The sequence below is a fragment of the Bradyrhizobium sp. Bra78 genome (assembly GCF_024519855.1).
GTDB classification, from domain to species: domain Bacteria; phylum Pseudomonadota; class Alphaproteobacteria; order Rhizobiales; family Xanthobacteraceae; genus Bradyrhizobium; species Bradyrhizobium japonicum_G.
Window position 1 is genome coordinate 123,842 of the sequence record NZ_JALJRE010000003.1, and the last position, 25,242, is coordinate 149,083.

Below are 25,242 nucleotides of genomic sequence, written 5' to 3' on the forward strand. Positions count from 1 at the left end.
GGTCAGGCTATGCCCCGCGTCTACGTCTCCACCGTCGTCAATGCGCGCAACGACCGCGTCTGGGCGCGGGTCCGCGACTTCAACGGCTTACCGAACTGGCACCCGGCGATCGCGGAAAGCCGCATCGAGGGGGGCGAGCCTGCGGACAAGATCGGCTGCGTCAGGGATTTTCGCCTGCGTAACGGCGACCGCATCCGCGAGAAGCTTTTGGGCCTGTCCGACTACGACATGTTCTGCACCTACTCGATCCTCGAATCCCCGATGGGCGTCGAGAACTACGTCGCGACCTTGCGCCTCACGCCGGTCACCGACGGCGACCAGACCTTCATGGAATGGACCGCCGAGTTCGATTGCCCGCCCGGGCGGGAGACCGAGCTCGTCAGCAACATCGGCGGCGGCGTGTTCCAGGGCGGCTTCGACGCCCTCAAGCGCGTGTTTGGAGGCTGAGCGGTGCCGCATATCGTCAAGAGCACCATCCTGGACGCGCCGACCGACGCGGCCTGGTCGGTGCTGCGCGATTTCAACGGGCATGACCGCTGGCACCCGGCGGTGGCGACGTCCTCCATCGAACGGGCGCAGTCTCCCGACAGGATCGGCTGCGTCAGGCGCTTCAAGCTCAAGGACGGCTCTGAGCTGCGCGAACAACTGCTGGCGCTGTCCGATCTCGAACAGACCTTCAGCTATTGCCTGCTCGATACCCCGATCCCGATGTTCAATTACGTCGCTCATGTCCGCCTGCTGCCGGTGACCGACGGCGACCGCACCTTCTGGCACTGGGAGTCGCGCTTCACGACGAAGCCGGAAGACAAGGACCGCATCACCCACATGGTCGCGGAAGACATTTACCAGGCCGGATTCGAGGCGATCCGCCGCCATCTGAAGGAGGCCGCCTAGCATGGCCGTGATCGTGAAGACTTTCGCCAGCGCCAGTGAAGCGGCCGGAGCGCTCTCCTCGGACCGCGGCGCACGCTATCTCGGTGGCGGCACCCTGGTGATGCGGGCGCTGAACGAGGGCGACGTCTCGGTCTCGACGGTCGTCCGCGCCAGTGATCAGGCGCTGACCCGGATCGATGCATCGGGCCCTCGGGTCCTGTTGGGTGCCGGCGTCACCTTCGCGCGGATCCTCGCCGAGCGCGATCTCGCCTTCCTGCACGCCCCTGCCCGCTCGATCGGCGGGCCCGCCGTGCGGAACATGGGTACGGTCGGCGGCAACCTGTTCGCGCCAACCCCTTACGGCGATTTCACCGTGGCACTGCTGGCACTCGACGCCACCGTGGCCGTGCAAGGTGGCTTCGGCTCGCGCGACATTCCGATCGAGGATTTTCTTCAGGCGCGCGACCGGCAGGCCGGCACTCTGGTCCTGTCGGTGTCCTGCACCCGGCCGGCGAGCAGCGAGGCGTTCCGCTATCGCAAGATCGCCCGGATCAAGCCGAAGGGCGGCTCCGTCATCACGATCGCGGCGCATCTGCCGATCTCGGGCGGCCGCATCGCCGGCGCACGCATCGCACTCGGCTCGATGGCGCCGACGCAGATCCGCGCTCGCGCGGCAGAGCGTGCCCTGGAAGGGCGTTCACTGGATGTCGGCACGATCGCAGCCGCGGCTTCCGCCGCCGGCGAAGGAACATCCCCAGCGGACAATGCGCTCGGCAGCGCCTGGTATCGCCGCGAGATCGTCGGCGTGCACCTGCGTCGCCTCTTGTCCGGCCAGGAGTAGATCGCCATGCCCAAAATACCCGTGCAATTTCGCCACAACGGCCGCGACGTCGCGATCTTCGTCGATGGCGGCACCAATCTCCTGGTCGCGCTGCGCGAGCTGATCGGCGACATGACGCCCAAGTTCGGCTGCGGCCAGGGCGGCTGCGGCACCTGCAGCGTGCTGATCGACGGCGAGCTGCATTTGTCCTGTCTGACGCTGGCGGAGACGGTCGCGGGCCGTTCCATAGAAACACTCGACGGTATGAAGCAGGGTCCGAACCTGCATCCGCTCCAGCGCGCTTTCGCCGACCACTTCGCAGCCCAATGCGGCTATTGCACCCCGGGCATGCTGATGGCCGCGAAGGCCCTGCTCGACCGGAACCCCGCTCCGAGCCGCGCCGAAATCGTCGAGGCGATCTCCGGCAACATCTGCCGCTGCACCGGCTACGAGCCGATCATCAATGCGATCCTTGCCGCCGCGGGCGGCCGGGCCAGCGCGTAAGGGGACGTCCACCATGCTGGAACTGCGCAAGGACATTTTTGCCGACGAACGCGACGATAATCTGAAGGAAATCGGCAAGGGCACGCAGCGTCAGGACATGCTCGGCCACGTCACGGGCACGTCGAGCTATTTCAACGACCATCAACTTCAGGGCATGCTGCATTTGAAGGTCGTGCGCTCGACCGAGGCCCATGCGCGGCTGCGCCTCATCGACACCACGGAAGCCGAGCGTTCGGCCGGCGTGCGCCGGATCATCCGCGGCAGCGACGTTCCGCGCAACCTCAACACGCTTCTCAGCCTGATCAATTTCGGCAAGGACGACGAGCCGTCGCTCGCGGTCGACAAGGTCCGCTACAAGGGCGAGCCGATCGTCGCCATCGTTGCCGACAGCGAACGCGAAGCATTCGAGGCGATTGCAAAGGTCAAGGTCGACTATGAGCCGCTGCCGGCCGTGTTCGACGTCGAGGATGCGCTGAAGCCAGGCGCGCCCGTGGTCAACGAGACCTATCCCAGGAACACCTTCACCTATCACGAGACCTATGACCACCAGAAGCTGCGCTTCGGCGACGCCGACGCGGCGCTCGCGACCGCCGATCACGTGCTGGAGCAGCGCTACCAGATGTCGCCGATCGAGCACGCGCCGACCGAAACCAACGGTGCGATCGCCGCGCCCGACACCAACGGCCGCTATGTGGTCTACACCTCGACGCAAGCGCTGTTCTTCTCGGTCGACACCTGCGCCAAGATCCTGGACGTCCCCTCCAACACCTTCCACTTCATCGGCGGCACGGTCGGCGGCGGATTCGGCGGCAAGGTCGACACGCTGACCGAGCCGCTCGCCATTCTCGGCGCGATGCTGACCGGGCGGCCGGTACGCTACGTGTTCGGGCGCGAGGAGGAGATGCAATACGGTCCGCCGCGCGGCGCCGAGCGCATCTACGTCAAGGACGGCGTGATGCGCGACGGCCGCGTCGTCGCGCGAAAGATCCGGGCCTATTTCGACAGCGGCGCCTATACGCGGCTCTCCAGCTACGCCGCCGTGAAATGCGCCGCACACCTGCCGGGCCCCTACACGATCCCGAACGTCTATGGCGACGTCTACTGCGTCTTCACCAACCGCACGCCGGCCACCGCCATGCGCGGCTTCGGCGTCACCGCGATGGATTTTGCGATCGAGTGCCAGATGGACAAGCTCGCGAACCTCGTCGGCATGGACCCGATGGAGTTCCGCATCCTCAACGCCTATCGCGACGGCGACATGAAGGCGCACCGGCGCGAGGCCAAGAACACCGCGCTGATCGAGTGCGTCCAGGTTGCTGCCGAGAAGGCCAAATGGCCGATCCGCGATGAATTCAGGCGGGCATCCTCGCGCAAGGACGGCGGCGGCAGCCGCGCCGTGATCCCGCCGACGCCGACAGACTCGCACGCGCGGCCACCGGCGCCCGCACAGCAGCGTACGAGCTTCGACCGGCTCCCACCTACCGTCACCCGCGAACCACCGCGCGATCCGCCTCCCCCGGCTCCGCCGCCCTCGCCGCGACCGGCCGCACCGTCGCATGCCGCGACCCGTTTTTCCTCTGTCTTCGGCACGAGGAGGCGCTAGATGACCCGGCATCGCGGACGCGGCATCGCGTCGATCAACTATCCCATCGGCATGAACCTCGGAGGCGACCCCAGCCAGGCGCTGGTGCATTCCAACCCCAGCGGCAAGTTCACTGTGGCACTGTCCTCGATCGACCTCGGTCAGGGCATGAAATCGGTGACGCGCCAGATCTGCGCGGAGACGCTGGGCGTGCCCGTCGAGGACGTCTATGTCGACACGGCGGACTCCGACACCGGGCCGCATTGCATGGGCTCGTTCGCCTCGCGCGGCACGCACCGCGTCGGCAATGCGGTGATGGCGGCGGCACGCGAGGCGCGCGGCGTGATGATGGAGGCTGCCGCCGAGGAACTCGAGGTCAACGCCGCGGACCTGGAAACCGACGGACGCGGCAACATCCACGTCAAGGGGGCGCCGCACCGCTCGATCTCGACCAAGGACGTCGCCATTGCCGCCCAGTTCAAGCAGGGCAAGACGATCTCGGGTCGCGGCATCTTCCTCGTGCCTCTGTCCGACGTCGATCCGGAGACCGGCGAGATGTCGCCGGCAACCTGCTATGCGCATGCCTGCCTGGTCGCCGAGGTCGAGGTCGACGACGAGACCGGCGAAGTCGAAATGGTGCGGATGGACTCCGCCTATGAGCTCGGCCGCGCGCTCAACCCGCGGCTGGTCGAGCAGCAACTCGTCGGCGGCGCCTGGATGGGTGTCAGCCACGCGCTCTACGAGACGCCGGAGCCGTATTATCCCGATCCCTCTCACGGCCCCCGCGACTTCGTCGAATATCTGATGCCCGGACCGGGCGACATCTGTCCGCACGACATCGCCGTACTAGAGCGCCCTGCTCCCGATGGGCCGTTCGGCGCCAAGGGCCCCGGCGAGATGTGCGCCAATCCCGTGCTGCCGGCCGTTGCCAACGCGATCTTCAACGCCGTCGGCGTACGCATCGACGATCTGCCGATCACTCCGGAGAAAGTGCTGCGCGCGATCAAGTCCCAGGGCGGCCCGCGGCCGCAGGCGCGGCGCTGAGGTCTGGTCCATGGCGGTCCGCAGCAACATCGTGGGCATCGACAGTCCGGAGGCGCTGGAGAAGGCGCTGCGCGCGGCCTATTACCTCGCCGACGAAGGTCTTGCGACCGCCGCCTATCTCGGTCTTGCGCTCGGCAAGCCGTTGTTGCTCGAGGGCGCGCCGGGTGTCGGCAAGACGGAAGCCGCAAAGGCTATCGCCGCGGTGCTCGGCCGCCGGCTGATCCGGCTGCAATGCTATGAGGGCATCGATGCCTCCGCCGCGCTCTACGAATGGAACTACCCGCGTCAGATGCTCGCGATCCGCCAGGCCGGCGACGAGAGCATCGACATCTACGGCGAGACCTTTTTGATCGAGCGGCCGATGCTGGCCACGCTTCGTGCACCCGACTCCACCGTTCTGCTGATCGACGAAATCGACCGCGCCGACCAGGAATTCGAAGCCTTCCTGCTCGAATTCCTGTCGGACTTCCAGATCTCAATTCCCGAACGCGGCACGGTGCGCGCAACCGAGCGCCCGGTCGTCGTGCTGACGTCCAACCGCACCCGAGACCTGCACGAAGCGCTGCGGCGGCGCTGCGTCTATCACTGGATCGACTATCCCACCGCCGAGCGCGAGGCGCGTATCGTGATGATGCGGGCCTCCAGCGTCGCCGAAGCCACCGCGCGCGCCGTCGTCGCCGCGGTGGAAAAGCTGCGACGCGAGCCGCTGAGCAAGGCGCCGGGGATCGCGGAGGCCGTCGACTGGGCCGAGGCGGCGACGCTGCTGCACAACGGCGGCGCGCGCTGGCCCGACGCGTTCAAACGCTCGATCGGCGTGGCGCTGAAGGACGAGGAAGATTTGCACTTCATGTCGCCCCGGCTCGACGCGTTGCTGGCGGAGGCGACTGCATGAGCACCGAGAACCAGCTCCCGCGCGCCGCCCGCATCTTCATCTCCTTCGTTACGCTGCTCCGGGCAAACGGCTTCGCCGTGGCGCCGGAACAGACCACTGCGTTTCTCGCTGCCATCGAGCTGCTCGGCCCGCGCGACCTCGGCGATATCAGGCAGGCGGCGCTCGCCACCCTCGCCCCGTCCCCCGAGCGACGCGCCACCTTCGACCGCCTGTTCGATCTGCACTTCCGCGGCAGCGAGGCCGTCGAGCATGCCGAGGACGGCGAGGACGACGAGACCGTCCGTCTCCAGGAGGAAGGTCGCGGCGACGAGGAACCGCTGTTTTCCGACGACGCCAATGACTCCGGCCTGACCGCGACCCGCACCGAGGCGCTGGTCGAGCGTCGCTTCGCCCAGCTCTCAACCACCGACGCGCTCCGCCGTTTGGCCCGCGAGGCTCCGAGGCGCCTGCCGCGGCGGCGCGGCCACCGGCGCATGCGCGCCCGCCGCGGTCCATTTGCGGACCTGCGCCGCACCTTGCGCGAGAGCGTCCGCAGCGACGGCGAGATCCTGCGGCTCGGCCACCTGAAGCGCAGGCAGCGCCCCCGAAAGATCCTGCTCCTGATCGACGTGTCCGGCTCGATGAAGAGCCGGACCGAGGAGAACATCAGGCTCGCGCATGCACTGGTTCAGGCCGCGCCCAACGTCGAGGTCTTCACCTTCGGCACACGGCTCACCCGGGTCACACGCGCGCTGCGGCTGAAGCGTCGTGAGCAAGCGTTGAATGCGGCGGCCCATCTCGTCAGCGACTGGGACGGCGGGACCCGGATCGGCGACGCCTTGCAAGCCTTCCTCGCGGTGCCCCGCTTCGGCGGTTATGCGCGCGGGGCGGCCGTGGTCGTCGTCTCGGACGGTCTGGAACGCGGCGAGCCCGATGCGTTGCGGGACGCAGTGGCGAAACTGTCGCGCCGTGCCTGGCGCCTGAGCTGGCTGACGCCGCTCGCCACGGGCCCGGGCTTTCGCCCGCAGACGGAAGCGCTGGCTGCGATCGAACGCTATGTCGACGACCTCGTCGACGGCGGATCGAGCGCGTCGATCGTCGCGCACGTACTGGCGTTGGGACGAAGGAGAGTTGCGTGACTGATATTGTCGACGGACATCACCACATCTGGCGACAGGCCGATCTGCCCTGGCTGAGCGGTCCCATGCAGCCGCGCATCTTCGGACCCTACGAGCCGATCCGGCGCGATTATCCCATCCAGGAATATCTCGACGATCTCAAAGGCACCGGCGTCACCCGCTCGGTCTACGTCCAGACCAATTGGGCCAACGACCGTTTCGAGGACGAGGCCGCCTGGGTGCAGCAGACCGCCGACGTGCACGGCTGGCCGCACGCCATCGTCGCCTACGCCAATTTCGCCGCCGATGACGTCCGCCCGCAGCTCGACCGCCTCAAGCGCTATCGGCTCGTGCGCGGCACGCGCATGCAGCTGCACTGGCACGAGAACCCGCTCTATCGCTTCGCGGCAAAGCCCAATCTCTGCGTCGACCCTACGGTGCGCGGCAATGTTGCGCACCTCGCAGACTATGGCTGGAGCTTTGATCTGCAGGTCTTCACGCCACAGATGCCGGATGCGGCGCAGCTCGCCGAAGCCTGTCCCAAGGTGACCTTCATCCTCCAGCACGCTGGCATGCTCGAGGACCTCTCGCCCGCCGGCCGCGCAGCCTGGCGTGCCGGCATGGCGCGGCTGGCGGCCTGTCCGAACGTGGTCTCAAAGCTGTCGGGGCTCGGCACCTTCATCCATCGCAACGACCCCGCGCATATCGCCGCCGTCGTGACCGACACGGTCGCGATCTTCGGCGCCGAGCGCTGCCTGTTCGGCTCCAATTTTCCGATCGAGAAATTGTGGACCAGCTATCGCGAGCTCGTCGACGCGTTTCACGGAGCCACCGCGTCGCTGAGCGCCGAGCAACGGGACGCGATCTTCCGAGGCACCGCCGCGCGCGTCTATCGACTTTGACGGACAATAAACAGGATAGGGAGGGCAACGAATGGCGCTGGAGATCAAGATCCTGGACTATGGCGACATCGAGCTGGAATCGAGCTTTCTGGTGCTCGGCCGTGACTGCGGCCGCACCCGCCGCGTCCTCACGCTTGGCTTCCTGATTCTCGGTGGCAAATACCCGGTCGTGGTCGACACCGGCTACCGCTCCAACCAGATCATGGAGACGCTCGGCATGCGCGGTCTGCAGTACCACGAGCACATGATCGAGAACCAGCTGGCACGCCACGGCGTGCGCATGGGAGACGTGCGCTTCGTCTGCCACACCCATCTGCACATCGACCATGCCGGCAAGGACGACCTGTTCCCAATGAACACGACCGTCGTCCTCAACCGCAAGGAGCTGGAATATTCCGTCTCCGGCCTGATGCACCCGCAATATCCGGCGCCCGACATCAAGCACCTGATCGACCGCCTCCACACCAAGAGCGCGCTACGCTTCCTCGATCTCGAGATCACAGGCCCGATCGAACTGATGCCCGGCGTTTATTGCGACGCCGCCAACGCCCACACCGAGGGATCGATGAACGTCATCGTCGAGACCGCCGACGGAATCGCGACCATCTGCGGCGATGTGATCTACGATTTCAACGACCAGATCGTCACGCCCTTCAACGAAATCCACGACTGGGAGCCGCGTACCACCGGCAACCACGGCACCAGCAAGCGCGCCGAAAAGGCCTCGATCAAAAAGCTGCTCAGCAATTCGCGCTACCTGCTTCCGGTGCACGACCGTCCGGCCAAAATCGAAGGCGGCACTGTCGTGGGACGGTTGCATGACCAGGTCCCCGGCCCGGTCGTGCAGTCGCTGCCAGCACGCAATTGGTTCCCGGCCTGAGGCTTTTTGTCTGCGCATGATCTTGTCGGAAAATCGCGCCACATTTTTCCGGATCATGCTTCCAAGGATCGACCGATGACGCACGTCACCCTGCGCTCCGAATTCGAGACCCTGATCGACCCCTACGCGCCGGTCGCGCAGGTCGGCACCGGCTTCGACTTCACGGAAGGACCCGTCTGGCATCCGGTCGATCACTATCTGCTGTTCTCGGACATGCCCGGCGACGTGCGGCGCCGCTGGGACGCGCGGCGCGGCGTCGCCGAGGTCAAGCGCCCGTCGAACAAATGCAACGGCATGACCTACGACGCCGAGCTGAACCTGATCGTCTGCGAGCACGCGACCTCGTCGCTGGTCCGCGAGCGGCCGGACGGCCGGCGCGAGGTGCTCGCCTCGCATTTCCAGGGTCAGGAGCTGAACAGCCCGAACGACGTCTGCGTGCACTCCTCCGGTGCGATCTATTTCTCGGACCCCTGGTATGGCCGCATGCCGGTCTATGGCGTCGAACGACCGCGACAACTCGGTTTCCAGGGCGTCTATCGCGTCGTGCCCGGCGGCGAGCCGAAGCTCGTGGTGGACCGTACCCTGTTCGACCAGCCGAACGGATTGTGCTTCGCACCTGACGAGAAGCTGCTCTATGTCAACGACACCGTGCAGGCCCTGATCCGCGTGTTCGAAGTCGGCGGCGACGGCTCGCTGTCGAACGCGCGCGTGTTCGCCAGCGGCATCCGCTCCGAGCTCGAGCCCGGGCTGCCCGACGGCATGAAGTGCGACCAGCACGGCAATGTCTGGGTCACCGCGCCCGGCGGCGTCTGGGTTTATTCGCCGCGCGGCGAATTGCTCGGCAAGGTCCGCCTCCCCGAGCTCGTCGCCAACCTTGCCTGGGGCGGCCCGGATTTCCGCACGCTGTATCTGACCTCGACGCACTCCGTCTACGCTATCCCGACCAAGGTCGGCCCGCGCCATGAGCCGTATATGAACGCCAGGCGTCCCGGCGGCACCGCGACTGCCGGCTCCGCACCTGCTGCCCCCATCCTGGCTGATGGCGAGATGCGTCTCGATCCGCAGCGCTGCGCCATGATCATCCAGGACCTTCAGAACGACGTCATCATGGACGGCGGCGCGTTTGCCGACTCCGGAGCGCCGGAGCATGCGCGGCAGCAGCACGTCGTCGAGAACGTCCGCCGTCTTGCCGAGACCGCGCGCGCACGGGGCGTCACCGTCATCCACGTCTGGTTCATCGTCGAGCCCGGCGCGCCCGGCGTGACGCTGAACGCGCCGCTGTTCGAAGGCCTGGTCGACAGCAAGGCGATGGTGCGCGGAAGCTGGGGCGCGGCGCCCGTGTCGGGTCTCGAGCCAAGGCCCGGCGATTTCGTGGTCGAGAAGATGCGGATGAGCGCCTGGGAAGGCACGCGGCTCGAGACGATACTCAAGGCGACCGGCCGCGACATGATCATCAACACGGGCGCCTGGACCAACATGTCGGTCGAGCACACCGCGCGCACCGGTGCCGACAAGGGCTATTTCATGATCGTGCCGGAAGACTGCTGCTCGACCATGAATGCCGACTGGCACAACGCCTCGATCAACTTTGCCATGCAGAACGTCGCCGTCGTCACGCGCGCGGACGCCGTGATCAAAGCGCTGGGATGAGTGGTGGCGAAGCTCCTGCATCTGTCCTGCTCACCCCGCGCCGACTCCGAGTCGAGCGCGGGCGCGCGCGTCTTCCTCGACGGGTTTCGCCGAGCGCGGCCCGACTGGGACATCGACGCAATGGATCTCTGGCGCGAGCGGCTGCCGGAATTCATCGGTCCCATCGTCGAGGCAAAGTATGCGCGCATGAAGGCCCAGGCGTTCGACGACGCGCAGCGCGACAGCTTTGCCGAGGCGGAGCGGATCGCGTTGCGCTTTTCGCTGGCAGATCGCGTGCTGATCTCGACGCCGATGTGGAATTTCGGCATCCCCTACAGGCTGAAGCAATGGTTCGACATCGTCATCCAGCCCGGCCTGACATTCCGGTTCGATCCGGCGCGGGGCTATCTTCCCCTGCTCAAGGACCGCCCAACCATCGTCATCCTCGCCTCCGGAAGCGATTTTGCCACCGGCATGAATCGCGGCCGCATCGACATGGCGACGCCCTATTTGCGCGAGGCGCTCCGCTTCATCGGCGTCAGCGACGTGCGCTTCGTGCCGATCGGGCCGACGACGGGGCCGGCCGAGCCCATCCGCGCTGCGCGCGAGACGGCGTATCGGCGACTCGGGGAGATCGCGGCGCGGTTTTGATCGATTGGCCCAGACTCGTTCCGGTCGCAGGCACTGACCATTTCACCATCCTCGAGGCGCTGCGCCGGCCGGACGGCATTCTGGTCGAGGCTGCACGCCGGGCATCGGACTGAAAACTGCGAAAACAACCCCATGCACAGTAGAGTGCCCTTGTTCCAAAGGCGATTTTTCGAAGGCTCATCGGCTTTCTGAAGGCGACTGCACGCGGCGCCTTTGACACGTCGGGCAACACAGGCGCATGATGTCATCATCGCCGTTGTCGTTGCTCCTGCGCTTCGATCCAGACCTGCTCTCCCTGACCTGCACCTGATGGAGCTGCAAGGGCGGACTTGGCCAGCCCGCAGAGATCTGTCCGTCACGCAAGTCGAACGATGCCGCATGGCGCGGGCAGAGCAGTTGATCGATTGATCCCGCGCTCCGTTCCCGCCGCGCGTCAACGCGGGACGACGGCAGTCGCTTCGATCTCGACTCGCGCCGACGCCTCGACAAGACGCACGACCTGGACGAGTGCCATGCTGGGATAGTGAACGCCGATGACCTCGCGGTAGGCCTTGCCGAGCGCCCTGAGGTTGGAAACGTACTCGTCCATGTCGACCACGTACCAGGTCAGACGCACGAGATGTTCCGGTCCCGCGCCGCCCTCAGCCAGGATCGCCACAATGTTCTCGAGGGTCTGCCGGACCTGTGCAATGAACCCGTCGGCAAATCGACCTGCAACATCCCAGCCGACGACCCCACCGGTGACGACGAGGCGTCCGTCGGCCATCATGCCGTTCGCGTATCCCTTCGGCTGTGGCCAGCCGCTGGGCTGGAGCACTCGCGGCCCGCCGGTTGTGACAGCGTCCGCGGCAGATGGTTGTTTCGTCATGGTCATGAGCAACTTTCCGAATCTCAGCGCGGCTTGAGGATGTCGCGCGCAACGATCAATTTCTGGACCTCGGTCGCACCCTCGTAGATCCGCAGGGCGCGGATCTCGCGGTAGAGGCTTTCGACCACCTCGCCCTTGCGCACGCCGCGGCCGCCGAACATCTGCACGGCGCGATCGATGACGCGCTGCGCGGTCTCGGTGGCCGTCAGCTTTGCCATCGCCGCTTCGCGCGTGGTGGGCAACTTCTGGACGTCGCGGCGCCAGGCCGCGCGCCAGGTCAGGAGCGCGGCGGCGTCGGTATCGGTCGCCATGTCGCCGAGCGCAGCCTGGGTCAGCTGGAGATCGCCGAGCGTCGCACCGAACATGTGCCGGCTGCGCGCATGTGCCAGCGCCTCGTCGAGCGCTCGCCGCGCAAAGCCGAGCGCGGCGGCGGCGACCGATGCGCGGAAGATGTCGAGCGTCTGCATCGCGAGCTTGAAGCCACCGCCCGGCGCACCGAGACGCCGGCTTGCGGGAATGCGGCAGTTCGTGAAGCGCAATGTCGCCAGCGGATGCGGCGCGATGACGTCGATGCGTTCGGCGATGCCGAATCCGGGATCATCCGGGAATACGACGAAGGCCGAGATGCCGCGCGCGCCGGGCGCCTCCCCGGTCCGCGCAAACAGCGTGTAGACGTCGGCGATCCCGCCGTTGGAGATCCAGGTCTTCTCGCCATCGATGACGTAGTCGTTGCCGTCGGCCCGCGCGGTGCAGGACATCGCCGCGACGTCGGACCCCGCCTCCTTCTCCGACAGCGCGAACGCTGCGAGCCATTCGCCGGAGCGAACCTTCGGCAGCACGGACTTGCGCAGCTCCGCGGAGCCGCCGAGCGCGATGGCGCCGGAGCCGAGCCCCTGCATGGCGAAGGCGAAATCGGCGAGGCCGTCGGCATAGGCGAGCGTCTCGCGCGACAGGCAGATCGAGCGGGAATCGATCGTGGCCGCATCCCCATCGGGCGCCGCAACGGCGCAATCGAGCAGTCCCGCCGCGCCCATCGCGCGCACGAGCTTGCGGCAGGCGCCGTCGACGTCATCATGGTCGATCGTATCGATCACCCCCGACTGCACGAAGCGGTCGAGCGCCTCGCCGATGGTGCGGTGACGCGCCTCGAAGAACGGCCAGTCCAGCCACTCGCGCCGGATCACTTTGGCGACGGAGCTCATAGGGTGCCTCCTCCGTTCATTGGGCGGCGGCGGCCGCGGCCGCGCGCGCCAGATTGGCTTCGTACTGTCCCTTGGCGGACTGATATTGCTTCGGCCAATTGACCGCGGTGATGCCGATGCGCGCCGCCTCGTGCAGCGTCCAGGCCGGATCGGCGAGATGCGGCCGCGCAATCGCACAGAGATCGGCACGCCCCGCGGCGAGGATCGAATTGGCGTGGTCGGCTTCGGAGATCGCGCCGACCGCGATGGTTTCGATACCGACTTCGTTGCGGATCAGATCGGCGAACGGCGTCTGGAACAGGCGTCCATAGATCGGCCGCTCCTCCTTCCAGACCTGGCCCGAAGAGCAGTCGATCACGTCTGCGCCCGCTTCCTTGAACATCGCGGCGAAGATCGCGGCATCGGCCGGCGTGTTGCCGCCCTCGGTCCAGTCATGGCAGGACAGGCGCACCGACATCGGCCGGTCCGACGGCCATTCGGCGCGAACGGCCTTGAACACCTCCAGAGGAAAGCGCGCACGGTTCTCGTGGCTGCCGCCATGGTCGTCGGTGCGCCGGTTGGTCAGCGGCGAAAGGAAGCTCGACAGCAGATAGCCGTGCGCGCAATGCAGCTCGAGCCACTCGACACCTGCAGCGGCGGCGCGACGGGTCGCCGCGACGAAATCGTCGCGCACGCGGTCCATGTCGTTGCGATCCATCGCCCGCGGCGACTGGCTGTTGGGCAGATATGGCAGCTCGGACGCGGAGATCAGCGGCCAATTGCCGGATTCGAGCGGCTGGTCGATGCCTTCCCAGGCCAGTCTGGTCGATCCCTTTCGGCCGGCATGACCGAGCTGGATACCGACCTTGGCGTGCCCCAGACCGTGAATCAGATCGACGAGGCGGCGCCACTGCGCCTGCTGCGCGTCGTTCCAGAGGCCGAGGCAACCCGGCGTGATCCGCGCATCCGGCGACACGCAGGTCATCTCGGCAAAGATCAGCCCGGCGCCGCCCATGGCGCGCGCGCCGAGATGGGCGATGTGGAAGTCGTCGATGAGGCCGTCCTGCGCCGAATACATCGCCATCGGCGAGACCATGATCCGGTTCGCAAGCGTCAGCCCCCGCACCCGGTGCGGCGTCAACATCGGCGGCGGCACCCGCTCGCCGTCCTTGACGGCGATCCCCGCGCGCGCGGCGAACCAGCGCTCAAAACCCTCCAACCAGGTGCGATCGCGCAGCCGAAGGTTTTCGTGACTGATGCGCTGCGAGCGCGTCAGCATCGAATAGAAGAACTGCGGCGGCTCGAGCGTGTCGGCATAGCGGTGGCCCACCACCTCGAACCATTCCATGGCGTTGCGCGCAGCGTTCTGGATGCGCGCCACGTCGACGCGGCGGACCTCCTCGTAGGCCTCCAGCACGGTCGCAATGCTGTCGCGCCCATGGCCATGGCGGTCGAACTGGTTGGCGAGCTCGATCGCGTCGTCGAGCGCGAGCTTGGTGCCCGAGCCGATCGCGAAATGCGCGGTGTGCGCGGCGTCGCCCATCAGCACGACATGGGATCGGCCGTTGGACACGCTCCATTTGCCGCAGATCAGGCGGCTGAAATTGAGCCAGGCCGAGCCGCGCAGATGGCGCGCATTGGTCAGGAGCTTTGCTCCATCCAGCGTTTCGGCAAAGATCTTCTCGCAGAAGTCGATCGACCCTTGCTGGTCGAGCTCGCCGAGGCCGTGGGCGTCATAGGCTTCTTCCGTGGTCTCGACGATGAAGGTCGAGGTCTCGGCGTCGAACTTGTAGATGTGCGCCTGGAACCAGCCGTGCTCGGTCTTCTGGAAGTCGAACGTGAAGGCGTCGAAGGCCTTCCTGGTGCCGAGCCAGATGTAGCGGTTCGGCCGGATCACCATGTCGGGCTGGAATTGCTCGGCATAGCGGGCGCGGATCCTGGAATTGACGCCGTCGCAGGCGACGATCAGGTCGGCGTCGGGAAATTCGAGATCGGATTCGACGTCACGCTCGAAGACGAGCTCGACGCCAAGCGCCTCGCAGCGTCGTTGCAGGATGTTGAGCAGATGCTTGCGCCCGATGCCGATGAAGCCATGACCGGTCGTGCGCTGCCGTGTTCCCTTGAAGACGAGCTCGATGTCGTCCCAATGGTTGAAGGCGTCCTCGATCTCCGTGGCGCTCTCGGGATCGGCAATCCGCATGGCCTGCATCATGGCGTCCGAGAACACCACGCCCCAGCCGAACGTATCGTAGGGCTTGTTGCGCTCGACGACGGAGACGACATGCTCCGGGTGCCGGCGCTTCATCAGGAGGCCCAGATAGAGTCCGGCCGGGCCGCCGCCGATACAGACTATGCGCATGATCCCTCGCTTCCGCGCACCGCGCCGTTAGCCGAGCTGGCCGTCAAATTATTTTAAGCATAAAATATTTCGCCGGAGCAAGGATTGTCAAGGCGCTTCTCAGCAGGCCCCGGAGATGCCGGTCCGCCGAGGCATCCATCTGTTGGTAAACTGCAATTCCGGTGCGCAACAGGGCCGAATCGGCATCGCTCAGGACCAGCCTTGAATTTACTTTTGGCACGAACTATCTTGCAAGACGTTGACGAAAGCCGTCAGCTTTCGATCGGCCCAGAGGCCCCAGGAGATTTGATTTGGCACTCGCGAAGGAGACCCCGCCTGTTTCGACCAGGAACGGGGCCGATCAGGAGGCCGAGTACAGGGCTCAAACGCGGCTTTGGCTCCGGCTGCTGGCCTGCACGACGATGATCGAGGGCGAGCTGCGGCGCCGGTTTCGCGAAGAATTCGATTTCACGATGCCCCGCTTCGACGTTCTGGCCCAGCTCGACCGCGAGCCGAGCGGATTGGTGCTGGGCGAACTGCCGAAGCGCCTGATGGTCTCCGCCGGGAACCTCACGCCGATTGTGGAGCGCCTGGTCGAGGACGGCTACATCACCCGCACCCCTTCGAGCCTGGACCGGCGCGTGCAGATCGTCTGCATGACCGTGGAGGGACGGAAAGCCTTCCGGCGCATGGCAAAGAGCCATGGCACGTGGCTTGCCGAGCTGCTGGCGGATTTCCCGGCCGGCAGGCTCGACGGATTGACCGGCGAGCTCGACCACCTCAAGGGGGCCCTCAGGGACGCGCTGCAAAAATCGTGAGCCGCCCCCGGGGACTAAAGCGCGATGAGATTGGGACGTATCGTCATCGCGCTTTAGGTTGTTGTTTGAGCATGATCTTTTCGGAAAACCGCTTCGCACTTTTCCGGATCATGCTCTAGCGTCGCACCCGGATGCCGGCCGCGTCGCGGTCCCACGTATCCGTCGTCACGCCGGCGTCGCGCAGCACGCCCTTCTTGATCTTGCCATTCTCCGTCAGCGGCATCTGGCTCACGATCCGCACATAGCGCGGAATGGCGAAATAGGCCATCTGCCCTTCACAGTAGCGGATGATGTCGACGGGCTGCAGTGATTGGCCGGGCTCCGGCAAGATTGCGACTGCGACCTCGTCCTCTCCCAATTCCGACGGCAAAGGATAGACCGCGCAGGCCGCAACCGCCGAATGGGACTGGATGGTCTGCTCGACCTCCCACGAGGATACGTTCTCGCCGCGCCTGCGGATCGAATCCTTCATACGATCGATGAAGCGGTAATGCCCGTCGGCGTCCCGGACGACGCGGTCGCCCGAATGGAACCAGAGGTTTCGCCACGCCTCGACCGTTTTCTCCGGCATGCCAAAATAGCCGGTCGCGAACGCGAAAGGCTCCAGGGCGCGCAGCACCAGCTCACCCGCCTGCCCGTCAGGCAGGGCGGAATCATCCGCATCGACGATGCGGGCCTCGACGCCGTCAGCCAGATATCCCATCGTCCCCGGACGATCCGAAGGAATCGGACCGGCGAACACGAAATTGGTCTCCGTCGACCCGTAGCCGTCGACCAGCGGCACGCCGAACCGCTCGAGGAACGGCCCGTGGATCTGAGGCGGCACGCCGCCGCCGAGCGCGACGCGAAGTCGATGCGCCGACTCGTCCGCGCTCACGGGCTGCGCCAAAAGCATCGATGCCATGGCGCCGAGCAGATAGCCGACGGTCGCATTGTGTCGACGCGCCGCCGCCCAGAAGCCCGACGCCGAAAATTTCGGCTCCAGCACATAGGTGCAGCCGTTCAGGACGGCCTGATAGAACCCATTCAGCGCGTTGGTGTGAAACAGCGGCAGCGTGGTGAACAGCACGTCGCCATCGCGGATGCCAAGCGCCCGCGCCGAGTAGACGCCCCACCAGAACAATTGCGCCTGTGGGCAGCATACGCCCTTGGCCGGTCCGGTGGTGCCTGACGTGTAAAGGATGGCGACGGTGTCGCCGGGACGCACGGCCCCGGCCGGGGCTTCGGCTGCGAGGGCCGGCAACGGCACCGAAGAGGTCGTCTCGCTCGTTTCGGCGACGGGCCCGACGGTCCACGTCCGGGACGGAAGCTCGACGTCCCCGTCGACCGTCCCGATCGCCGCGAGAAGCGCGGCTTCGATGACGAGGAGCGCGGGACGCGAATTGCGGAAGATGTGGGACAGCTGGAAACCACGCAGCGCCGTGTTGATCGGCACCGCGATCGCGCCGAGCCAGGCGCAGCCGAGATAGACCTGAAGAAATTCCGGCCGGTTGGAGCACATCAGCGCGACCCGGTCGCCGGCCCTGATCCCGGCGTCGGCAAGCGTCTGTGCAGACGCCGCCGCAATCGCCGCGGTTTGCGCGTAGGTCCAGCGCGTCTCGCCCGACACGAGCAGGACGTGGTCGCCATGGCGCGCAGCCTGCCGCGCGAGGATGGTCGAGAGAATCCGGTCCTGCGGCGGAAACAGCTCGACTGCGCGCGCCCAGGCCGGCGCCACGCCGCCCTCCCCGACGACGGGGCCAGCCATTGCCTGTATGTTGCTCTCCGTCACATCCGCCTCGCTCAGGGCAGCAGCTTGTATTTGCCGTCTTCGATCTGGACCATGATGCGCGAACGACCATCGACGCCGTGCCGATCCGCCGGCGTGTAGTTATAGACGCCTTGCGTCCCAACGACCTCTTTGGTCGTGAACAGCGCCTCACGCAGCGCGGTGCGGAATTCCGGCGAACCGGGCTTGGCACCGGTTGCCATCGCGCGCTTGGCCGCATCGACGAAAACCAGCCAGCCGTCGAACGAATAGGACGAGAACGAATCCGTCGGCGCCTCGCCGTTCGCCTTTTCAAAGGCCGTCCGGAAATCCAGGGCAACCTTCTGGATCGGGTTGCCGGCTGGAAGCTGCTCAGCCGCGGTCACCGGCCCGGTCGGGCAGATGATGCCGTTGGCGGCCTTGCCGGCCAGACGGAGGAAATCGGCGCTGATGAGCCCGTGATTGCCGTACAGCGGTCCCTTGTATCCGCGCTCGGACAAGGCGATGACCGGCAACGCCCCAGGCGTTCCGGTGCCGCCCAGCATGATGGCGTCGGGACGTGCGGCAAGCGCGCGCAACACCTGGGCCGTCACCGACGAGTCGGATCGCGCGTAGCGTTCATTGGCGATGACCTTGATGTCGGCCGTCTTCGCACTTTGCTCGAGCGAATTGTACATGAGGTCGCCGAACGCATCGGAGAAGCCGATGAACGCTACCGTCTTGAGTCCCCGCGCCTTCATGTGGTCGACGATGCCCTGCACGAGAAGCGGCGTCGGCTGCGGCGTTTGCACCACCCATGGCCCGCCGTCTCCGGCCGGCACCGGTGCGATCGGGGACACCGCGATCATCGGGATCTTCATCTCGATCGCCGCCGTCGCCATCGCCAGTGTCTGTGGCGCACCGGAGGTGCCGATGAGAACATCGACCTTCTCCTGCTCGACCAGCTTGCGGGCGTTGCGCGCCGAGGCGGTCGGATCGGAGCCGTCGTCAAGCTGGATGACCCGCAGCTTCTCGCCGCCGATCTCTCCGACGTAGGCCTGCCCCGCAGCGATCCCCTTCGCGTTCGGAATTCCGATCGAGGACACCGGGCCGCTGAGTCCGGTGACGAATCCAATCAGAATTTCCGCTTGCGCATTATTCGAGACGGCAACGAGCAAAGCAGTGGTGACCAGCAGGCTCTTGATCACGTTCATGGCACCTGTCTTTCGTGAGGGTTTCTTGTTCTGATGGGCAAGTGCAATGTGTTCGCTTCAGGTTGACGAGACCAGCGCGATGACGCGAAGCGGACTGCCGGAGCCGTTCTGGATCTTCAGTGGCGAGGCCACGATGACGGCCCCGGTGGCGGGAAGCTGATCCAGATTGCAGAGACATTGCAGGCCGTAGCGGCCCGCGCCGTGCAGGAAGTGATGCGCCGGATAAGGCGGCTCGAAATGCCCGGCCTGCCCCGCATCGGTGCCGATGGTCTCGGTGCCGAACCCGATGACGCCGCGCTCCTCGACCAGCCATTTCATGACGGCCGGATTCGGACCCGGCGTATGCGCGCCATCGTCCCTGAGATTGGAATAGTCCCGCCAGCCCTTCTTCGACCAGTCGGTCCGCAGCAGCACCCAGTTGCGCTCGGGAATCCGGCCGTGCTGCGCTTCCCAGGCTTCGACGATCGGAACCGTCAGCACGAAGTCGGGATCCTGCGCCGCCTGCGCGGAGCAGTCGATCACGCAGGCCGGCGCGATCATGTCCTTGGTCGGCATGGTGTCGACGGCATTGTTGGGCAGGTTCTTGCCGGTGAACCAGTGAATCGGCGCATCGAAATGCGTGCCGGTATGTTCGCCGAACGTGACATTGTTCCAGTACCAGGCCGGGCCGCGACCGTCATAGCGCGAGATCTCCTGGATGCGGACTGGCGCCGCCTGGCCGAATTCCGGCGGCAGCACGATGACGGGAAAATCCGGACTGAGCGTGAAGGTCAGATCGACGACGCGCACCACGCCGGAAGAAATCGCACCCGCCAGCTCCAGGAGATTCTTGCTTTGCATCGTCACGTCCTCCGGCTTGGTTGAAATCCGCGTTTCACCTGTCGAGCTCGCGCTCGAGCGCTTTCGGATTGGCCGCGAGACGTTGCCGGATTTCCTCGGCGACATCTCCGACATAGATCTCTTCGAGCCCGCCCCTCAGCCCCGACACGATCGCCTGCGCAATCGCGCGCGGGGCCACCTTCGGCGGCGGCACGGTCTGAAACCACTCGGTGTCAACCGGCCCCGTGAACAGGTTCATCAGCTTGATGCCGCCCGGCCGCAGCTCCGCACGAAGACAGTGCGAGAGCGACAGGCACGCGGCTTGCGAGGCCGAGTAAGCGCCGAAGGCGGGCCAGTTGGCGAGCGCATAGACCGACAGGACGTTCACCCATGCCACGCTGTTGTTGATGCCGTCGGCGCCGCGCATCCGCATGGCGGGCCCAAAGGCCTGCGCGAGATTGATGAAGCCGAGATAGGCCTGATCGACCTCGTCCCGGGCGATGCTCGTGCCCCTGCGGTCGAGCAGGCCGCCTGGCCGTACATATTCGGTGGTGTTCACCAGGATATCCACCTTGCCGCCGATGTCGGCGGCGAGATCGACGGCGGATTTCTCATCGGCGGCGTCCAGGGGCACGACTTCGATACCCTGCTGCCCGCGCAGCAGCTCTTCGCCGGCAAACGGCCGCCAAGGTTCGGACACGCCGACGAATACGGTTTTCGCACCGGCGGCCTTCAACGCGGCGACGGCTTCCTGTCCGACCACGCTACGACCGTTGGTCACGAGCGCCCGCCTGAACTTCGGATCGGCCGTCATTTCCCGCCATTGCCTGTCGTCTGCCATATTGGGAGTCTCCCCCTCGGGTCGGGCAAAGGCCACAGCCTGACCGCTCTTGTCGAGCTGAAACGACATGCGGACCGCTGCGCCCTCGACGCAATCGGCGTGCAGATGCGTCACGATCGTCGGACCGCAATCCATCTTGACGAGACCGATCCGCCACGGCGCCCGTTCGCGAAAATAGACATCGCTCGGCACCCGCGCCGTCGTCTCGGCGAGAAGCGTGCCCCGGCGCGGCGCGTCGACGAAGACGAGGTCGGGCGACAGGCAGGACGGACAAGCCTCCCGCGCCGGATAAGCGAAGACGCCGCAGGCTTCGCAGCGCTGCAGCACGAAGCGGCCTTCGGCGGCCGCCCGCGTGAACCCGTGCGACGTGCGGCTGCGCGGCCGCGGCGGCGACGCGGGAAGCCGCGTCCGCAGCAGCGGGTTCTTGCGCCCGGGTGGGTTGATCGGCTCGATCATCGCGAAGGCCCTGCAAAGATCACGGCGCCCGAGGCGAGACCGCGATCATAATTGATCATACCGAACCCCGAGGCCAAACCGAGGCTCGCATTCTTCACCTGGGTCGAGCCCGCGGTTCCCAGGACTTGCCGTAGCCCTTCGACGAGACCGAGATAGGCACCGGCGGCGCCGGCCTGTCCGACCGAGAGCTGCCCGCCCGACGTGTTGTGCGGAAAGTCACCTTCGATCGTGAGATCATGCTCGCGCACGAATTCTGCCCCCTCGCCCTTCTTGCAGAAGCCGAGGTCCTCGAACTGCATCATGGTGATGACGGGATAGTCGTCGTAGGTCTGCACGACATCGAGATCGTCGGGCTTCACGCCGGCCATCGCATAGAGCTCGCCGACATCCATCGCCCACCCGCCGCGCACCTGCATCGGGTCGTCGGCAAAGGCGTTGTGCCGCTCGATCGTGGACAGCAGCCTGGCCGCCGGCAAGCCCAGCGACGCCGCGGTCTCCTCGCGCATCACCAGGAAGGCTTCCGCGCCGGCGCAAGGCATCACGCAGTCGAACAAGTGGATCGGGTCGGAAATCGGCCGGGCCCCGAGATACTGCTCCAGCGTCAGCGGTGCCTTCATCAGTGCGTTCGGATTGCGCAGCGCGTTGGCGCGCTGGGCGATCGCGATCCTGCCGACATCCTCACGCGTGATGCCGTAGGTCCGCATATAGTTGCGGGCGATCAGCGCGAAGCTCGAATTGGCTCCGCCCGCACCGTAGGGGTAGACGGCGTCCTGGTTGAAGCGTGAAAAGTTCTCGAGCGTCAGCCGGAAGGAATCGACGTGGTTGGTATCGCCGGCCACGCAGGCAACGATGTCGGCGTCATGGGCCTGAACTGCGCGCGCCGCCTTGCGCAAAGCCGCAATCGCGCTGGCGCCGCCGAGCGGGATGGTGTCGAGCCATCGGACGCAGAGCCCGAAATGCTGCGTCAGTCCGATGCCGCTGTCGGTCCCCATGGTGAAGCTGGAGACGCAGAGACCGTCGATGTCGGCGGCCTTGATGCCCGCCTGCGCGACCAGCGCACTGAGCGCGCGGCCGATCCACCACTGCGCGCTCTCGACGGAGTAGCGCACATAGGGAATCGTGACGGGAGCTGCCATCACGACGCCGTCGTACGGTGTGCGCTGGGAATTCTTCACCGGTCGGCCACCTCAGATCACCGTCAGCTTGACTTCGATATTTCCACGCGTCGCGTTCGAATAGGGACAACGCTCATGCGCACCGGCAACCACCTCCTCCGCAACCGATTTCTCGATTCCGGGCAGGCTGACCTTCAATTCGACCGCAAGCGCATATCCGACCGGAACCGGCCCCATCGCGACCTTCGCGGTCACCGAGGGCTCGGCGGAAGGAACGACCTTCCGGGTCCGCGCCACCAGCTTGACCGCACCAAGGAAGCACGCAGCGTAGCCCGCCGCAAACAGCTGCTCCGGATTGGTCCCCTCGCCGCCAGGGCCGCCCATCGATTTCGGCAGGCACAGCGACACCGACAGCAGGCCGTCGGCGCTTGCGGCCTTGCCGTCCCGGCCTCCCGTCGCGGTCACTTCGGTCTCATAGAGGATCTTCTCAGGGGTCATCATGTCTCGCTCTCCAGACTGGTCATCGCGCCCGGCCTAACCCTTGTTGCGGGCAAGCAGGGCGCGGAAATCGTTGCGCGCCAGGTCGCTGGCGCGCTTGAAGCTCGGCCCGCGGCTGGGCTCGGTGCCGTTGAGCTGCCTGAGCTGAACCCACATCTCGGCATTCTTCAAAGCGACCGCTGCGCAATTGACCACGGGGGCGTGCCCGACCTTCAGGCCGTGCTCCCGTCCGATCAGAAGACCGGGCAGCACACCGGCAGGGATCACGACATCGGCGCCGTGTTCCACGAGCGGAAGGGCGCAGGCGACAAAATCCTTGATCATGCGGGCCTGCGCGGCCTGATCGCCCGCGAATGCGCCGGCGAAATCCTCGGGCTTGCAGCCGAGACCGGTCACGTGAACGATGCGATCGCCGAGACCGTACCGCTCGGCCTGCTCGTAGTGCCAGACCTCGAAAACCGGGTCGAGCGTCACGAGACCGAGACGACGGCCAAGCTGCGATGCAGCAAGCAAGGTTGCCTCGCCGGTCCCGATCACGGGAATGTCGAGCGCCGAGCGAAGCTCGTAGAGACCGGGGTCCTGGAAGTGCCCCATCACGAAGGCGTCGTACCCGCTCTCCTCGGCCGCGATCCCGTTGTCGATGGCCTGCACCGCGCAGCGCAATTCGGCGAGCCGGCCGAACTCGCGGTCCGGCGGCGAAATGCCCTCGACATCGACGGTCGTGCCGGGCGCCGCGATCGTGTTGAGGTACTCGGACAGCCGCGCCATGTAGGGCGCGTTCACGCTCGCATCGACGAAGCTCTGCCAGTAGATGCGCATCGTCCTACTCCTCGAACGGGCATGGGAGGATCGGTCGTCGGCGGCCGACCAATATATTTCAACCATAAACTAATTGGCCCGTCAAATGTGCGCGGCAGCATCCGGCGCGGGCGCCCGCAGGGGGCATCGAGCAGGCTGAATTAGGCAGCAAAGATGCGACTGAATTGGCAGAGCCTGGAGAAATTGTATGCAGCAACATTTTTTTCTGACGGGGCCATGACACGAGTTGACGGCCCCACCAACAATACTTTAGGCTTTAAATAATTCTTCCGACCGGTGCGTTGCCGGCGGCCTGGACAATGAGTTGCAGGGCATCGATTTTGGAAAACTCGATCGTGCGGACACTCGTCGGGCTTGAACAGCCGGCAGCAGCATTGCCTGCAGCGCCACGCGATCGCGCCAACGCTCTTCCATCGCGGCCCGCTCGGGCGCCGCATGTCCCCTTTCGATCGGTTCGTCCGCAACCGGGAGCTTCGGCTTCCCGGCATTGATGTCCTGCACCCATGGAGGAGAATGCAAATGCGCAAGACCTTGAGCTTATTCGCCCTTGCCGCCGGCATCCTGGCGGCACCCGCGGCGCGAGCCGACATCACCATCGGCTTCGTGACGTCGCTCAGCGGCAACGGCTCGTCGATCGGCATCCCCTATGGGCGGGGCATCAACGCCGCCTATGAATACAAGAAGACCATCAACGGCGAGACCATCCGCCTGATCCAGCTCGACGACGGCTCCGACCCGTCGGCAGCCACCCGCAACGCGCGCAAGCTGGTGGAAGAGGAGAAGGTCGACCTCCTGATCGGCACCGCGACGGCGCCCTCGACCATCGCCATGGCCGCGGTCGCGAGCGAGCTCAAGGTGCCGATGATCGCGGTCTCGCCGATCGGCAAGCTTCCGGAATCGCCGGAGCAGTGGGTGGTGTCGGTGCCGCAGCCGGCCTCCCTCCTCGTCAAGATCATCGCCGACCGCATGAAGCGCGACGGCATGAAGAACATCGGTTACATCGGCTTCTCCGACGCCTGGGGCGACCTCGTCTACAACGGTGCCAAGGCGGCCGAGGCCGCCGGCGAGATCAAGATCCAGAGCAACGAGCGCTATGCGCGCACCGACACGTCGGTGACGGCCCAGATCCTCAAGGTGATGGCCACGCGTCCCGACGCCGTGCTGGACGGCGGCTCGGGGACGCAAGGCGCGCTGCCTCTTCTCAGCCTCTCCGAGCGCGGCTTCAAGGGCAACACCTACGGAACGGTGGCGCTGGTCAACCCGGACTTCGTCAACGTCGGCGGCAAGGCGGCGGACGGCATTCAGGTCTCCGCCGGCCCCGTGATCGTCGCCGAGCAGCTTCCCGACGGACACTTTGCCAAGAAGATCGCGCTGGACTTTCGCAGCGTCTACCAGAAGACCCACAACATTCCGACTACCGACGGCTTCTCCGCCTACTCCTTCGACGCCTGGCTGATTTTCGCCAACGCCGCCGAGCGCGCGGTGAAGACCGCAAAACCCGGAACGGCCGAATTCCGCACGGCGCTGCGGGACGCCATCCTCAGCACCAAGGAGCTGCCGGGCGTGCATGCGGTCTACAACTTCAAGCCCGGTGCGGTGACCGGCGTCGACGAGCGCTCGCTCGTCGTCGTGCGCCTGACCGGCGGCGCCTGGAAGTACGCGCCGTAGCCGGAAA

General features: G+C 66.0%; 24 protein-coding genes. 14 read left to right on the top strand and 10 right to left on the bottom strand.

Annotation, left to right across the window (positions count from 1 at the left end):
- Positions 1-9 precede the first annotated feature (9 nt).
- The 12 genes from OC450_RS08080 to OC450_RS08135 all read left to right on the top strand — a co-directional run bounded on the left by OC450_RS08080 (position 10) and on the right by OC450_RS08135 (position 10,874).
- On the top strand, positions 10-447 hold the full coding sequence (locus OC450_RS08080; protein ID WP_211383182.1) for an SRPBCC family protein: 438 nt from the start codon (positions 10-12) through the stop codon (positions 445-447).
- A gap of 3 nt (positions 448-450) precedes the next feature.
- Positions 451-894 carry an SRPBCC family protein gene (locus OC450_RS08085; RefSeq protein ID WP_211383181.1) on the top strand — a complete coding sequence of 148 codons (444 nt, stop codon included), beginning with the start codon at positions 451-453 and terminating at the stop codon, positions 892-894.
- A 1-nt stretch (position 895) separates the two neighbouring features.
- Positions 896-1,714, top strand: coding sequence for an FAD binding domain-containing protein (locus OC450_RS08090; protein WP_262047625.1), 819 nt, complete (start codon positions 896-898; stop codon positions 1,712-1,714).
- Positions 1,715-1,720: 6 nt separating this feature from the next.
- Positions 1,721-2,197, top strand: a complete 477-nt coding sequence (locus OC450_RS08095) for a (2Fe-2S)-binding protein (protein ID WP_211383179.1) — start codon at positions 1,721-1,723, stop codon at positions 2,195-2,197.
- 13 nt (positions 2,198-2,210) lie between these two features.
- Positions 2,211-3,800, top strand: a complete 1,590-nt coding sequence (locus tag OC450_RS08100; RefSeq protein WP_262047626.1) for a xanthine dehydrogenase family protein molybdopterin-binding subunit — start codon at positions 2,211-2,213, stop codon at positions 3,798-3,800.
- The gene (locus OC450_RS08105) at positions 3,801-4,823 is read left to right on the top strand and encodes a xanthine dehydrogenase family protein molybdopterin-binding subunit (protein WP_211383177.1); all 1,023 of its coding nucleotides are present in this window, start codon (positions 3,801-3,803) and stop codon (positions 4,821-4,823) included.
- Between the two features lie 10 nt (positions 4,824-4,833).
- Positions 4,834-5,715 carry an AAA family ATPase gene (locus tag OC450_RS08110; RefSeq protein WP_211383176.1) on the top strand — a complete coding sequence of 294 codons (882 nt, stop codon included), beginning with the start codon at positions 4,834-4,836 and terminating at the stop codon, positions 5,713-5,715.
- Complete coding sequence (locus tag OC450_RS08115; protein WP_262047627.1) at positions 5,712-6,833, top strand: vWA domain-containing protein; 1,122 nt, start codon at positions 5,712-5,714, stop codon at positions 6,831-6,833. The genes OC450_RS08110 and OC450_RS08115 overlap by 4 nt, the downstream gene beginning before the upstream one ends.
- Positions 6,830-7,714 carry an amidohydrolase family protein gene (locus tag OC450_RS08120; RefSeq protein WP_262047628.1) on the top strand — a complete coding sequence of 295 codons (885 nt, stop codon included), beginning with the start codon at positions 6,830-6,832 and terminating at the stop codon, positions 7,712-7,714. The genes OC450_RS08115 and OC450_RS08120 overlap by 4 nt, the downstream gene beginning before the upstream one ends.
- Before the next feature lie 31 nt (positions 7,715-7,745).
- The gene (locus OC450_RS08125; RefSeq protein ID WP_211383173.1) at positions 7,746-8,594 is read left to right on the top strand and encodes an N-acyl homoserine lactonase family protein; all 849 of its coding nucleotides are present in this window, start codon (positions 7,746-7,748) and stop codon (positions 8,592-8,594) included.
- Positions 8,595-8,669: 75 nt separating this feature from the next.
- Positions 8,670-10,244: an isochorismatase family protein gene (locus tag OC450_RS08130; RefSeq protein WP_262047629.1), complete on the top strand. Its 1,575-nt coding sequence runs from the start codon at positions 8,670-8,672 to the stop codon at positions 10,242-10,244.
- Between the two features lie 3 nt (positions 10,245-10,247).
- Positions 10,248-10,874, top strand: coding sequence for an FMN-dependent NADH-azoreductase (locus tag OC450_RS08135; protein WP_262047630.1), 627 nt, complete (start codon positions 10,248-10,250; stop codon positions 10,872-10,874).
- Between the two features lie 433 nt (positions 10,875-11,307).
- Here OC450_RS08135 and OC450_RS08140 read toward each other — a convergent pair whose 3' ends face one another.
- The 3 genes from OC450_RS08140 to OC450_RS08150 are packed head-to-tail and all read right to left on the bottom strand — an operon-like array spanning position 11,308 to position 15,282.
- Positions 11,308-11,748: a RidA family protein gene (locus tag OC450_RS08140; protein ID WP_211383170.1), complete on the bottom strand. Its 441-nt coding sequence runs from the start codon at positions 11,746-11,748 to the stop codon at positions 11,308-11,310.
- Positions 11,749-11,765: 17 nt separating this feature from the next.
- On the bottom strand, positions 11,766-12,944 hold the full coding sequence (locus OC450_RS08145; protein WP_211383169.1) for an acyl-CoA dehydrogenase family protein: 1,179 nt from the start codon (positions 12,942-12,944) through the stop codon (positions 11,766-11,768).
- A gap of 16 nt (positions 12,945-12,960) precedes the next feature.
- The gene (locus OC450_RS08150; protein WP_262047631.1) at positions 12,961-15,282 is read right to left on the bottom strand and encodes a bifunctional salicylyl-CoA 5-hydroxylase/oxidoreductase; all 2,322 of its coding nucleotides are present in this window, start codon (positions 15,280-15,282) and stop codon (positions 12,961-12,963) included.
- 290 nt (positions 15,283-15,572) lie between these two features.
- Between OC450_RS08150 and OC450_RS08155 the strand changes: the two genes are divergently transcribed.
- Entirely contained in the window at positions 15,573-16,079 is a 507-nt protein-coding gene (locus tag OC450_RS08155) for a MarR family winged helix-turn-helix transcriptional regulator (RefSeq protein WP_211383167.1), read from the top strand.
- Between the two features lie 115 nt (positions 16,080-16,194).
- On the opposite strand, the gene OC450_RS08160 is transcribed toward OC450_RS08155, so the two are convergent.
- The 7 genes from OC450_RS08160 to OC450_RS08190 are packed head-to-tail and all read right to left on the bottom strand — an operon-like array spanning position 16,195 to position 23,567.
- Entirely contained in the window at positions 16,195-17,826 is a 1,632-nt protein-coding gene (locus OC450_RS08160) for an ATP-dependent acyl-CoA ligase (protein WP_262047632.1), read from the bottom strand.
- 35 nt (positions 17,827-17,861) lie between these two features.
- The gene (locus OC450_RS08165; RefSeq protein ID WP_262047633.1) at positions 17,862-19,019 is read right to left on the bottom strand and encodes an ABC transporter substrate-binding protein; all 1,158 of its coding nucleotides are present in this window, start codon (positions 19,017-19,019) and stop codon (positions 17,862-17,864) included.
- 57 nt (positions 19,020-19,076) lie between these two features.
- Positions 19,077-19,859: a cyclase family protein gene (locus OC450_RS08170; RefSeq protein WP_211383164.1), complete on the bottom strand. Its 783-nt coding sequence runs from the start codon at positions 19,857-19,859 to the stop codon at positions 19,077-19,079.
- 34 nt (positions 19,860-19,893) lie between these two features.
- Positions 19,894-21,135 carry an SDR family NAD(P)-dependent oxidoreductase gene (locus OC450_RS08175; RefSeq protein WP_262047634.1) on the bottom strand — a complete coding sequence of 414 codons (1,242 nt, stop codon included), beginning with the start codon at positions 21,133-21,135 and terminating at the stop codon, positions 19,894-19,896.
- Positions 21,132-22,310, bottom strand: a complete 1,179-nt coding sequence (locus tag OC450_RS08180; RefSeq protein WP_262047635.1) for a thiolase family protein — start codon at positions 22,308-22,310, stop codon at positions 21,132-21,134. The genes OC450_RS08175 and OC450_RS08180 overlap by 4 nt, the downstream gene beginning before the upstream one ends.
- 12 nt (positions 22,311-22,322) lie before the next feature.
- Complete coding sequence (locus tag OC450_RS08185; RefSeq protein WP_315986383.1) at positions 22,323-22,751, bottom strand: organic hydroperoxide resistance protein; 429 nt, start codon at positions 22,749-22,751, stop codon at positions 22,323-22,325.
- A gap of 33 nt (positions 22,752-22,784) precedes the next feature.
- The gene (locus OC450_RS08190) at positions 22,785-23,567 is read right to left on the bottom strand and encodes an aspartate/glutamate racemase family protein (protein ID WP_256806248.1); all 783 of its coding nucleotides are present in this window, start codon (positions 23,565-23,567) and stop codon (positions 22,785-22,787) included.
- 519 nt (positions 23,568-24,086) lie between these two features.
- Here OC450_RS08190 and OC450_RS08195 point away from each other — a divergent pair.
- Positions 24,087-25,235 (top strand): ABC transporter substrate-binding protein, encoded by a 1,149-nt coding sequence (locus OC450_RS08195; RefSeq protein WP_262047636.1) that lies wholly within the window; start codon positions 24,087-24,089, stop codon positions 25,233-25,235.
- The last annotated feature ends 7 nt before the right edge of the window (positions 25,236-25,242 follow it).

Bases quoted from the DNA above. Each gene is read 5' to 3' on its own strand.
- OC450_RS08105 (WP_211383177.1), top strand. From the start codon at position 3,801: ATGACCCGGCATCGCGGACGCGGCATCGCGTCGATCAACTATCCCATC.
- OC450_RS08140 (WP_211383170.1), bottom strand. From the start codon at position 11,748: ATGACCATGACGAAACAACCATCTGCCGCGGACGCTGTCACAACCGGC.
- OC450_RS08090 (WP_262047625.1), top strand. From the start codon at position 896: ATGGCCGTGATCGTGAAGACTTTCGCCAGCGCCAGTGAAGCGGCCGGA.
- OC450_RS08150 (WP_262047631.1), bottom strand. From the start codon at position 15,282: ATGCGCATAGTCTGTATCGGCGGCGGCCCGGCCGGACTCTATCTGGGC.
- OC450_RS08100 (WP_262047626.1), top strand. From the start codon at position 2,211: ATGCTGGAACTGCGCAAGGACATTTTTGCCGACGAACGCGACGATAAT.
- OC450_RS08170 (WP_211383164.1), bottom strand. From the start codon at position 19,859: ATGCAAAGCAAGAATCTCCTGGAGCTGGCGGGTGCGATTTCTTCCGGC.
- OC450_RS08165 (WP_262047633.1), bottom strand. From the start codon at position 19,019: ATGAACGTGATCAAGAGCCTGCTGGTCACCACTGCTTTGCTCGTTGCC.
- OC450_RS08080 (WP_211383182.1), top strand. From the start codon at position 10: ATGCCCCGCGTCTACGTCTCCACCGTCGTCAATGCGCGCAACGACCGC.
- OC450_RS08160 (WP_262047632.1), bottom strand. From the start codon at position 17,826: ATGGCTGGCCCCGTCGTCGGGGAGGGCGGCGTGGCGCCGGCCTGGGCG.
- OC450_RS08185 (WP_315986383.1), bottom strand. From the start codon at position 22,751: ATGATGACCCCTGAGAAGATCCTCTATGAGACCGAAGTGACCGCGACG.
- OC450_RS08130 (WP_262047629.1), top strand. From the start codon at position 8,670: ATGACGCACGTCACCCTGCGCTCCGAATTCGAGACCCTGATCGACCCC.
- OC450_RS08115 (WP_262047627.1), top strand. From the start codon at position 5,712: ATGAGCACCGAGAACCAGCTCCCGCGCGCCGCCCGCATCTTCATCTCC.
- OC450_RS08145 (WP_211383169.1), bottom strand. From the start codon at position 12,944: ATGAGCTCCGTCGCCAAAGTGATCCGGCGCGAGTGGCTGGACTGGCCG.
- OC450_RS08125 (WP_211383173.1), top strand. From the start codon at position 7,746: ATGGCGCTGGAGATCAAGATCCTGGACTATGGCGACATCGAGCTGGAA.
- OC450_RS08190 (WP_256806248.1), bottom strand. From the start codon at position 23,567: ATGCGCATCTACTGGCAGAGCTTCGTCGATGCGAGCGTGAACGCGCCC.
- OC450_RS08110 (WP_211383176.1), top strand. From the start codon at position 4,834: ATGGCGGTCCGCAGCAACATCGTGGGCATCGACAGTCCGGAGGCGCTG.
- OC450_RS08095 (WP_211383179.1), top strand. From the start codon at position 1,721: ATGCCCAAAATACCCGTGCAATTTCGCCACAACGGCCGCGACGTCGCG.
- OC450_RS08175 (WP_262047634.1), bottom strand. From the start codon at position 21,135: ATGATCGAGCCGATCAACCCACCCGGGCGCAAGAACCCGCTGCTGCGG.
- OC450_RS08195 (WP_262047636.1), top strand. From the start codon at position 24,087: ATGCGCAAGACCTTGAGCTTATTCGCCCTTGCCGCCGGCATCCTGGCG.